The organism is Adhaeribacter aerolatus (assembly GCF_007991635.1).
GTDB classification, from domain to species: Bacteria; Bacteroidota; Bacteroidia; order Cytophagales; family Hymenobacteraceae; genus Adhaeribacter; species Adhaeribacter aerolatus.
In genome coordinates, this window is sequence record NZ_BJYS01000005.1 from 194,349 (window position 1) to 204,689 (window position 10,341).

The window sequence follows — 10,341 nt, forward strand, 5'->3', positions numbered from 1 at the left end:
TTAACCAGCAGTAACCATGTACCACCCCGGTAAATGGCTACTGCTGTCTTTTCTCCATTTCTTCCGGCTCTTTGTTTACAGCCGTTTTACCGGCTTCTACTTCCTGCCTAATTACCCGTACCGCATACGGCGACGGGTAAATATTAGAACCAAATTTCCGGGAATAAATCAGGGTAAATATGGACCCGAAAAACAATATCTGCGACGAGTAAAATACCCAAACCAAAATAACAATTACGGTACCAGCCGCTCCGTAAACACTGGCAATATTACTATTGCCCAAGTACAACCCAATTAAATATTTACCTAAACCAAAGAGCAAAGCCGTTACAATAGAGCCCACCCATACATCGCGCCACCGAATTTTTGCATCTGGCAGAAATTTAAAAATAGCAGAAAACAGGAATGTAACAACTGTAAGCGAAAATATGGTATTAAGCATCTGAATCAGGATAACCGCCGTATCGCCCAGAAAGCCTAATAAATAATTACCAATTTTGGCCATTAAAGCGTGTACCACCAGCGAAACGAGCAACAGAAAAGTAATACTTAAAATCATAGCAAAAGAAAGCAAACGGTCTTTTACCATTTTCAGGTACTCGCGCTTAGGCTTCGGTTTTACTCCCCAGATTACGTTCAAAGAGTTTTGCATGGATATAAACATACCGGTAGCGCTCAATAGCAGGGTAACTAACCCCACCACCGTCGAAAACGTCAGTTCATTCGATTGGCTAATATTTTCGACCATACGCTGCACCTCCAAGGCGCCTTCCGAACCGATTAAACCTTTAATCTGAAAATAAATTTCGCCACTTACGGCGTCTTCGCCAAATACCCAGCCAATGGAGTTGATTATAATAATCAGAATGGGTGGCAAGGCAAAAATGGTATAATAGGCCAGGGCAGCGCCTTTATCAAAAGCGTTATCTTCTAAAAATTCGTACCAAGTATCGCGGAGTAAAACCCAGGAGCCTTTCCCAATTTTGGGCAATAACCGGATAACGGGCTGATTGAAGTTGAGCGGCATGGTAAAATTAACCTATTTAAATACCTGATACGTATTTACTTAAATTGATGCTATAATCTTATTACTATATTTAATTTATAATATTCTGATGCGTTCCGGCAGGTAACCTAAATGAATAAAAATGAGCGATAGATTGTGTACCTTTGCACCGATTTTTAAACGACCTGACTAGCGTCAGTATTATTTTGACATGGAAAGAGAAGTAAGAGTACGATTTGCTCCCAGCCCGACGGGGCCCTTACATATTGGTGGTGTCCGGACCGCTTTGTATAATTATTTATTTGCGAAAAAAATGGGCGGCAAAATGCTGCTGCGCATCGAAGACACCGACCAGAACCGCTTTGTGCCGGGCGCCGAAGATTATATATTTCAATCGTTAGAATGGTGCGGTATTAAGCTCGACGAAAGTCCGGTGCACGGCGGTCCGCACGCACCTTACCGCCAATCGGAGCGCAAGCCCATGTACATGGACTACGCCCTGAAACTGGTAAACGACGGCCATGCCTATTACGCTTTTGATACCGCCGAAGAGCTGGATGCCATGCGCGAGCGCTTAAAAGCCGCCAAAGTAGCCACACCGCAATATAATGCCATTACGCGCAACACCATGCGCAATTCGCTTACCTTACCCGAAGATGAAGTAAAAGAACTCCTGGAAAGTGGTACACCTTACGTTATCCGGTTAAAAGTGCCGCGTAAAGAAGAAATTCGCCTGAAAGACTTAATCCGCGGTTGGGTATTGGTGCACTCGTCCTCTATCGACGATAAAGTACTGATGAAATCGGACGGAATGCCTACTTACCACCTGGCCAATATTGTAGACGACCATTTAATGGATATCACGCACGTAATTCGGGGCGAAGAATGGTTGCCATCGGCGCCACTGCACGTGTTACTGTACCGGTACCTGGGTTGGGAAAGCACCATGCCCGAATTTGCGCACTTACCATTACTCTTGAAACCCGATGGTAACGGTAAATTAAGCAAACGTGACGGTGATAAATTAGGCTTCCCGGTATTTCCGCTGGAATGGCATGATCCGTTTACCGGCGAAAAATCGAGCGGCTACCGCGAAAGCGGCTATTTGCCCGAGGCTTTTGTAAACTTCCTGGCTTTTTTAGGCTGGAACCCCGGTACGCATCAGGAAATATTCTCGATGGACGAACTGGCCGAAGCTTTCTCGATTGAGCGTATTGGTAAATCCGGTACCCGTTTCGATATAAACAAAGCCCGTTGGTACAACGAGCAATATTTACGTGCCAAACCAGATGCGGAGCTAGCGCAATATTTACTAGCCGCCTTAGCCGAGCATAATATTGCGTGTTCCGAAGAAAAAGCCGTTAAAATTGCCAGCGTTATGAAAGAGCGGGTTACGTTTCCGCAGGATTTCTGGCGCGAGGCCGCTTACTTTTTTGTAGCGCCGGAAACTTACAACGAGAAAGTAGCTGAAAAGAAATGGAACAATGCGGCCGTGGCGGTGTTCGAAGATTTCAAGAACCAGTTACCTAATATTCAGGAATATACCGCCGATAATATTAAAGCCTTGTTACTGCAAATTTTAGAGCAGCATAACATGAAAATTGGGCAGGTAATGCAGGCTTTACGTCTGGCCCTAACCGGTTTAGAAGCTGGTCCGGATTTAATGGCCATTATTGAAATTATTGGTCCCGACGAAACTGCCAAACGTATAGAAACTGCTACTGAAAAACTGCAAGCCTATATTCCAAGCTAAAACAAGTACTTTTTAATTTTGAAAACTGTTTTGAGAAATTAATTAGCATACCCGGAATACGCCAATATTTACCTTAAATTAAAACCCGCTTCATCCGTGAAGCGGGTTTTTTCGTTTTAGATCCGTACTGATTAGTAACAATTAATATCTCTAAAATCAGCTTAACCTTTAACCAGGCAATAAAATGGCAAAAAAGAAGAAAACTACCGAAAAGAAAGCGCGGGTACACAAAGACCTCGAGGGCTTCGAAATAAAAATAAATCCGTTGGGAGAAATTACTTCTAATTATGATATAGACCAGATAAATAAGTTTTTAGACAAAAACGTGTACGATAAAAAGCTGGTGAACAAAGGCACTGATGACGAAGATGATGAGTTCCCGGTGCAGGAATCGGATGAAAACGAGGACAACGACGAGGATATTTTTAAAGGTCCGGCCAACGACGAGGATGAAGATTTGCCCCCTAAAACCAGGAGCAAGAAATAAATATTATCTTCCCGCCGTTGGTTAAGCAGGTAAAAAGTAATTATTATTGCTTTATATCTGATAACCCGATAAACCAAGAAATAAAACTATGCGCTCGCACGAAATAGATTACCGCATTATGGGCAATGATATCCAGGTGCTGGAAGTAGAATTAGACCAAAACGAAACGGTTATAGCCGAAGCCGGTGCTATGGTGTACATGGAAGACGGCATTACCTTTGAAACGAAAATGGGCGATGGTTCCGAACCGGAACAGGGGTTTATGGGCAAATTATTTTCGGCAGGTTCGCGCCTGCTTACCGGCGAATCGTTGTTTATGACGCACTTTACCCATCGCGGCCGTAATATTAAAAGCCGGGTTGCTTTTTCGGCGCCTTACCCCGGCACCATCATGCCCGTAGATTTAAGCCAGATACCAGCCGGATTGATTGTGCAGAAAGATGGTTTTTTAGCGGCGGCGCTGGGCACTAAAATTGCTATTCATTTTAACCGGAAACTGGGAGCTGGCTTTTTTGGCGGCGAAGGCTTTATTCTGCAACGGCTAACCGGCGATGGCCTAGCTTTTGTACACGCTGGCGGCACCGTAGTAGAAAAACGCCTGAACAACGAAACCTTAAGAGTAGATACGGGCTGCGTAGTTGCCTTTGAAAGCGGAATTGATTTTGATATTCAGCGCGCTGGGGGCTTAAAATCGATGATATTTGGCGGTGAAGGCTTGTTGCTAGCTACTTTAAGCGGCTCGGGCCGCGTTTGGCTGCAATCTATGCCGGTGAAGAAGTTGATACAGGCTTTAATGCCGAATGGCCAGAATTCGAATAAAGAAGGTGGCTTGCTGAGTAGCTTTTTAGAGTAATTCTGTAATTTGAAATAATTAAAAAGGTGCGCCTGATCCTGCAGAAAGGATGCGCACCTTTTAGTTTTTACCTCCAGATAAGTACGCTTTACTTATCGGTGCAGGCATAATTTTTTGGTTTCCAGATGACCTTGGTATTCTTAATATTTTGTCCTTCTTCCGGCTTATCGCTCAGGTAGAAAAGTAATTCGCCCTGGCAATTATAAACCGGGACAATGATTGAACACATGGGGCAACAACTGTTGTAAATAAATACCGTTTGTTGCTTATACTCTGCCTGCTGAATGTAAAAGTATTTAGCAACATCAGATGTACTTTGCTCCTGGCGTTGTACTTCGGCTTTGAGCCACGCAAGTTCTTCTAGAGGCCTGTTTACTGTACAGGTATTGTTTAGCAATAAAACCTGATCTTCTTCTTTTTCACAGGAAAAAGCCATTAGACTGAGGGCGGTAGCGAACAAAAATATTTTTTTCATAATATTCTTCTTATATTCTCCTTTTATATAGGCATGACCCGGCTATTCTTATTTTGGTTGCATTGCTTAAAATAAGAATAATAAGCATCAATAAGATTTAATCTGCCTGATTAAAGGAGCTTCAGAATTTCTTCCAGGTGTTCACGGGTGTTAGATAGCCGCGGTACTTTGTGCTGCCCGCCCAGCTTGCCTTTCTGGCTGAGCCACCGATAAAACGTACCTGCGGGCGCTACCTGCACCAAGGGAGCCTGTAAAGCCAAATCGTTCTGACGTTTAGCATCATAGTCAGAATTAATATTTCGTAGCGTCTGGTCTAATTCAAAAGTAAATTGCTGAAGATCGTTAGGCTGGCGTTTAAACTCAATTACCCACTCGTGGCCACCCCGGTTGCGGCCTTCGAAATAAACGGGCGCCGCCGTAAAATTAGCCACTATTGCTCCTGTATGCTCACAGGCCTTGGTAATGGCCGCTTCGGCATTTTCAATAATTACTTCTTCGCCAAAAGCATTAATGTAATGTTTGGTGCGGCCCGATATTTTAATGCGGTACGGTTCTAGGCTGGTAAATCTTATCGTATCGCCAATTTTGTAGCGCCACAAGCCTGCATTGGTAGATATTACCAGGGCATAATTTTTATTCAGTTCTACCTCGTCTAAAGCAATAGTTTTGGGCTGCTCAACATCGAATTGGTCAGCCGGAATAAATTCATAGTAAACGCCGTAATCCAGCATTAACAGCATCTCGTCTTCGGTACCAGCTTGATCCTGTATCCCAAAAAATCCTTCCGACGCATTATATATTTCGAGATAATGCATTTTATCTGAAGGAATAATATCGGCGAACAGCTGGCGATAAGGACCAAAAGCAACGGCCCCATGTGCAAATAATTCCAAATTGGGCCAAACTTCGGTTATATACTGTTTACCAGTAATTTCCAGAATCCGGTTCAGCAGCACGAAAGTCCAGGTGGGCACGCCCGATATACCCGTTACATTCTCGGGAATAGCGGCCTCGGCCATAGCCTCAATCTTTTCTTCCCACTTATCCATTAAAGCAATCTTTAAAGGTGGGGTACGGGCCATTTCGGCCCAAATAGGCAGGTTGTGCATAATTACTGCCGAAACATCGCCTACCTGGCTGTTGGGGTTGAACTCGTTGCTATGCAGGCTGCCGCCAATCGAAAGCATTTTACCGTTAAATAGCTTGGTATCCGGATTTAAATTACCATATATACCCAACATATCTTTGCCGCCTTTGTAGTGGCAATCTTCCAGCGCCTCTTTTGTAACCGGAATATATTTGCTGCGGGCATTGGTAGTACCCGATGATTTGGCAAACCAGCTAACAGTACCCGGCCACAGCACATTGGCTTCACCTTTCATGGTACGTTCTATTTCGGGATACAGATCCTCGTATGCCGAAATGGGCACCCGTTGCCGGAATTGCTCCGGAGAACTTATTTCGGCGTAACCATACTTTTTACCCCAATCGGTATTCTTGGCCGTTTGCAGAAGATTGGTAAATAATTCGCTCTGAACATCGTGCGGGTATTTCCGAAAAAGGTCTATCTGGTGTATGCGCTTTTTCATGACCCACGTCATGATTGAATTAATTATTTCCAAGACTTAATTGTTAATAGTAAACTATTTTAAATTTTACGCTTTAGTTCGAAGTGTTTGCCCAGGTACACGCGACGCACCTGCTCATCGGCGGCCAGTTCTTCGGCGGTGCCTGATTTCAATATTTTCCCTTCAAATAGCAGATAAGCCCGGTCGACGATAGAAAGCGTTTCGTTTACGTTGTGATCAGTAATGAGGATACCAATATTTTTGGTTTTTAGTTTAGCTACAATACTCTGTATTTCTTCTACCGCAATGGGGTCTACCCCAGCAAAAGGCTCGTCCAGCAAAACAAATTTTGGGTCTACCGCCAGGGCCCGGGCTATTTCGGTGCGGCGGCGCTCGCCACCCGACAGCACCACCCCTTTGTTTTTGCGCACATGGGTCAGCGAGAATTCTTCCAGCAAAGCCTCTACTTTTTCGCGCTGCTCTTGTTTAGGCCGATCCGTCATTTCGAGTACCGCCAAGATATTTTCTTCTACGGTCAGGTCGCGGAACACTGAGGCTTCCTGGGCCAGATAACCTACGCCTTTCTTTGCCCGCCGATACATGGGCAACAAGGTAATTTCTTCATTTTCGAGGTATATTTTACCCGAATTAGGTTTCACCAGCCCGACAATCATATAAAAAGAAGTAGTTTTCCCAGCTCCATTCGGCCCTAGCAGTCCTACAATTTCGCCCTGGTTTACCTCTACCGACACATCGTTTACCACGGTGCGCGATTTGTATTTTTTAAATAAGTGTTCTGCTCTAAGTATCATTGGCTCAAAATTACACAATTTAACGGGGATTGAACAAGTTGGTCCCATCTTTAACCAGTTAACCCTTTACCTTGTTTATCTCTGTAAAATTATTCGGCTATTTGAGTTTGGATGAATTGTGTAATCATTTGCAGAACGAAATAATAAGATATGTAGTGCTTTTTACCATTAAATGAAAAAATAAAAGCCGAAACTTAAAGTTCCGGCTTTTCACCCACTTACAAACACAGCATCTTTTATAATATGGCTTAACTCCTGGGAAAAGAGTAAGGCATTTTGAAAAATCTAACTTTAGGGAAGAAATACCGCCATACTTTTCAGAATGCTATTCTTCGCAATGGATATTTTTATATTTAAACCTTTTAAACAATAATCGCTTTATAAACTTACTTATACCCCTCTGCTCAGCTCTTCTAAATTAATATCTAATTTTAAATGCTTTCGGCAAAAGAACCTTGGTTATACTTGCACAAATTTGGGTTTAATAATGGTTTGGCACAATACCTACTTTTAGGTATTTATGGTGTTATTTTCATACGTCCGTTCTTGCCAATATTATTTTTTTTACCTGTATATCTCTTTATTTTTGACATCTAAAATATTATCTTTTACTTATATGTCTTTTAACCAGGCAGTTAATTTGAACAAGTAAACTTTTCCTATTATTTATCAAAATATAACCGCTAGTTAGAAGGTGTCCTTTACTTTACTTTACTTTGCTTGTTTTTCCTGGTCTTATTCGGATGTAACAGGCCCAAAGATGTAACCAGCAAAAGAAAAGAATTGGCAGTGGCGGCAGAAAAAAAAATCAGCAGCGTACTAGATATTTATTAAAAATGTAATTTGTCTTATTCTTGCTCCAAGCCACTGCATTTATGCTTATCTGCTACAACGATTAACTCCTAAACATCTTTTGCGCAACTTACCAGACTATAGCTTACAATACCTATAAACCTTTCGGAACGAGATCAAACGATTGAATTTAGCCTTTGCTTTTTATTCCTTTTTATAATTCTATATTTTCCCATTAATGATTTTTAATTTTATGAAATTCTATGCCTTGCTAACAGAATCTATATCTATACATAGTTTAGTTTCGGGGGAATAATTACAATATGGCTGTGTTGCCTCGTTACCGAAATGTTAGATCATGGGAATAAAAACAGCAGAGATATACAATATTTTGAATCTATTCGTTTTCTCAATGTAATTGTAGTATATCTGCTTTGGTTAACATCTATGTCTTGCTTACCTTTAATGTCTGAAAAAGATTCTATTTCACATTAATAGCTTTCATGAATAAGTGTATTTTTCTTTTATCTGCCGTCTTCTTATTTATTTCCCAAGTATATGCCCAGCAGGGTACCCCCGAACCCGCCCCATCTCCCACGGTCAACCAAGAGTCTCCTATTAAATTAATTTTTCCAGCTCAATCCGGTTGGAATGTCGTGCAAGAAGGAAAGAATGTTCAATTTGAGGTTAAAGCCACTGGCGGTTCGGGAAGCCGTTATACTTTTGCTCTTACGCAAGGCTCGGTAGAAGGCATTAAATTTGATACCCTTGGCCGCTTTACCTGGACTCCTAATTATGATTTTGTTGATCGGTTAAATAAAGATCGCACCGTTCAGCTCCAATTTGAAGCGCGCAACGACAAAGATGAACGGGTTAGCCAAGTGGTTGCGATAAAAGTAGAACACGTTAACCGTCCGCCTCAAGTAGGAGAATTAAAGCCCTTTTATGTGCAGTATAATACCCAAAACACCTACAACATAGAATCGGCAGCTATTAAAGACGAAGATAATGATCCAACTATTATAGTTCCTATTGTTAGCAGTATGCCCGAAGGCGCGAAATTGTCAGGTCAGGGAGAATTCACCTGGAAGCCATCTATTACACAATTTAACCGGTTGCGTAATAACCCTATTATTTTGGAATTCTATGTTGAGGATCAGCCGGCTAAAGCCCGTACCAAAGGCCAATTCCGGATAGAAGTAACGCAACAAGATTTGCCACCCAGTATGCAGCTGATCCCTTCCAAAAAACGATTCAGTTATAAAGAAGATGCTACCATAAACCTTAAATTCCAGTTGCATGATCCGAATGGCGAAGCCGACATTGCCTCCTTTAGCTTTCTTTCGGAAAATACTGCTGTACCGGCCAATGCATTGGTAAAGAACACTCCTTCGCAATACGAATTTATCTGGAAGCCCAGTTACGACTTTGTGAAGGACCCAAAGGATTCTGTTACATTCAATATAACATTTTTTGTAATAGATAAATCAAATAAAAGAGAAGAGCGGACTGTTTCGCTTTCTATTATAAATGCGGTAAACGAAGCCGAAAGCGATTTAAAATTGTACAATGAGTACCGGTCTTCACTAGTCAGGGCTTGGGATTTAATGGAACAATTGAAACAGGCTGAAAAAGATTTAAAACGTAAATACAACCGTGCCCGCCGGGGCAAAAAAGGCCGTTCTCTTACCAGCGCAACGTTAGGAGCTGCTACCGGTATTTCACCCGTAGTTATAGAAGTACCTGCCACTACCAAAAAAATTACTACAATCGGTGGCACCTTAGTAATGACAATAGGAACCTTAGAGGCCACAGAAGTTATTGGTCGTTCTACTAAAGATTTGGTAGAACGCCTTAACTATATCATTGAAAAGAAAAATGAACTACAAACTAAAGGAGATATTTTTGCGCGTAAGTATGCATTAAAATCATCCCGCCGTAAACCTGAGTTTATGAAAGATATTGATGATTTTGTGGCAGTTCTAAATTTAAAAGGGCTTGTTGCGTTAGAATTAGATTCTGGTTGGCAAAATAAAAATAAAGCAACTAACGATAACATTGCCAAAACATTTAAAGACTTTAATCCCGAAATATAACTGTAGTTATTTTTCAGAATTATTTTACTGGCTATATTCAATTTACCTTCTGAAATACCTGTGGACTATTTTCTGAATTGGCTTACCTACCGGGAAGCTATTATCTTGGTCTGCACTTTCTTTATAAAGGATTAAAAAATAGCTATGTCCAGGATGGCTGCACAGTATGAAATTTTCTAAACTTCTAAAGCGAAGTTTTCTTATTAGAGATGGTGTTAAATTGAGCTAAGTCAATTAAAATTCTATTTTCTTGCAAGCATTCTTTGATATCAATCAAATATGCTTTACTAGTTAATATATAATACTTTAAATAATTTGAAATAATAAAGAAGTCTTGATAGGAATTTTTATAAACTATCAGCTTCCAACTACTGCCTAGCTTACCTCCGCTAACACACCCTGTAACTGGATAGTATTAATTCCATCATCTATCAAGACCATCTAGCGACGAAACTATAACAACACACACACCCAAAGCAAAAAAGCCCCTTACTATTTC

Annotated in this window: 8 protein-coding genes; 4 read left to right on the plus strand and 4 right to left on the minus strand. The window is 41.4% G+C overall.

Features of this window, described 5'->3' with window-relative positions:
* Nucleotides 1-37 precede the first annotated feature (37 nt).
* The gene (locus AAE02nite_RS05590) at nt 38-1,027 is read right to left on the minus strand and encodes a YihY/virulence factor BrkB family protein (RefSeq protein WP_146895758.1); all 990 of its coding nucleotides are present in this window, start codon (nt 1,025-1,027) and stop codon (nt 38-40) included.
* Nucleotides 1,028-1,217: 190 nt separating this feature from the next.
* On the opposite strand from AAE02nite_RS05590, the gene gltX reads away from it, so the two are divergent.
* From gltX to AAE02nite_RS05605, 3 genes are all read left to right on the plus strand, one after another.
* Complete coding sequence (gltX, locus tag AAE02nite_RS05595) at nt 1,218-2,759, plus strand: glutamate--tRNA ligase (protein WP_146895760.1); 1,542 nt, start codon at nt 1,218-1,220, stop codon at nt 2,757-2,759.
* A 184-nt stretch (nt 2,760-2,943) separates the two neighbouring features.
* Nucleotides 2,944-3,246, plus strand: a complete 303-nt coding sequence (locus AAE02nite_RS05600) for a hypothetical protein (RefSeq protein ID WP_146895762.1) — start codon at nt 2,944-2,946, stop codon at nt 3,244-3,246.
* Between the two features lie 88 nt (nt 3,247-3,334).
* Nucleotides 3,335-4,099, plus strand: coding sequence for a TIGR00266 family protein (locus AAE02nite_RS05605; protein ID WP_146895764.1), 765 nt, complete (start codon nt 3,335-3,337; stop codon nt 4,097-4,099).
* A gap of 88 nt (nt 4,100-4,187) precedes the next feature.
* Here the strand turns inward: AAE02nite_RS05605 and AAE02nite_RS05610 are convergent, their stop codons facing one another.
* From AAE02nite_RS05610 to lptB, 3 genes are all read right to left on the minus strand, one after another.
* Nucleotides 4,188-4,574, minus strand: a complete 387-nt coding sequence (locus AAE02nite_RS05610) for a hypothetical protein (protein ID WP_146895766.1) — start codon at nt 4,572-4,574, stop codon at nt 4,188-4,190.
* Between the two features lie 110 nt (nt 4,575-4,684).
* Nucleotides 4,685-6,196, minus strand: a complete 1,512-nt coding sequence (locus tag AAE02nite_RS05615) for a GH3 auxin-responsive promoter family protein (protein ID WP_146895769.1) — start codon at nt 6,194-6,196, stop codon at nt 4,685-4,687.
* A gap of 26 nt (nt 6,197-6,222) precedes the next feature.
* Complete coding sequence (gene lptB, locus AAE02nite_RS05620) at nt 6,223-6,954, minus strand: LPS export ABC transporter ATP-binding protein (protein WP_146895771.1); 732 nt, start codon at nt 6,952-6,954, stop codon at nt 6,223-6,225.
* Nucleotides 6,955-8,249: 1,295 nt separating this feature from the next.
* Here lptB and AAE02nite_RS05625 point away from each other — a divergent pair.
* Nucleotides 8,250-9,842 (plus strand): hypothetical protein, encoded by a 1,593-nt coding sequence (locus AAE02nite_RS05625; RefSeq protein WP_146895774.1) that lies wholly within the window; start codon nt 8,250-8,252, stop codon nt 9,840-9,842.
* The last annotated feature ends 499 nt before the right edge of the window (nt 9,843-10,341 follow it).

What these genes read in the sequence shown, in the direction of transcription:
- lptB (WP_146895771.1), bottom strand. Translation starts at nt 6,954, where the DNA reads ATGATACTTAGAGCAGAACACTTATTTAAAAAATACAAATCGCGCACC.
- AAE02nite_RS05590 (WP_146895758.1), bottom strand. Translation starts at nt 1,027, where the DNA reads ATGCCGCTCAACTTCAATCAGCCCGTTATCCGGTTATTGCCCAAAATT.
- AAE02nite_RS05625 (WP_146895774.1), top strand. Translation starts at nt 8,250, where the DNA reads ATGAATAAGTGTATTTTTCTTTTATCTGCCGTCTTCTTATTTATTTCC.
- AAE02nite_RS05605 (WP_146895764.1), top strand. Translation starts at nt 3,335, where the DNA reads ATGCGCTCGCACGAAATAGATTACCGCATTATGGGCAATGATATCCAG.
- gltX (WP_146895760.1), top strand. Translation starts at nt 1,218, where the DNA reads ATGGAAAGAGAAGTAAGAGTACGATTTGCTCCCAGCCCGACGGGGCCC.
- AAE02nite_RS05610 (WP_146895766.1), bottom strand. Translation starts at nt 4,574, where the DNA reads ATGAAAAAAATATTTTTGTTCGCTACCGCCCTCAGTCTAATGGCTTTT.
- AAE02nite_RS05600 (WP_146895762.1), top strand. Translation starts at nt 2,944, where the DNA reads ATGGCAAAAAAGAAGAAAACTACCGAAAAGAAAGCGCGGGTACACAAA.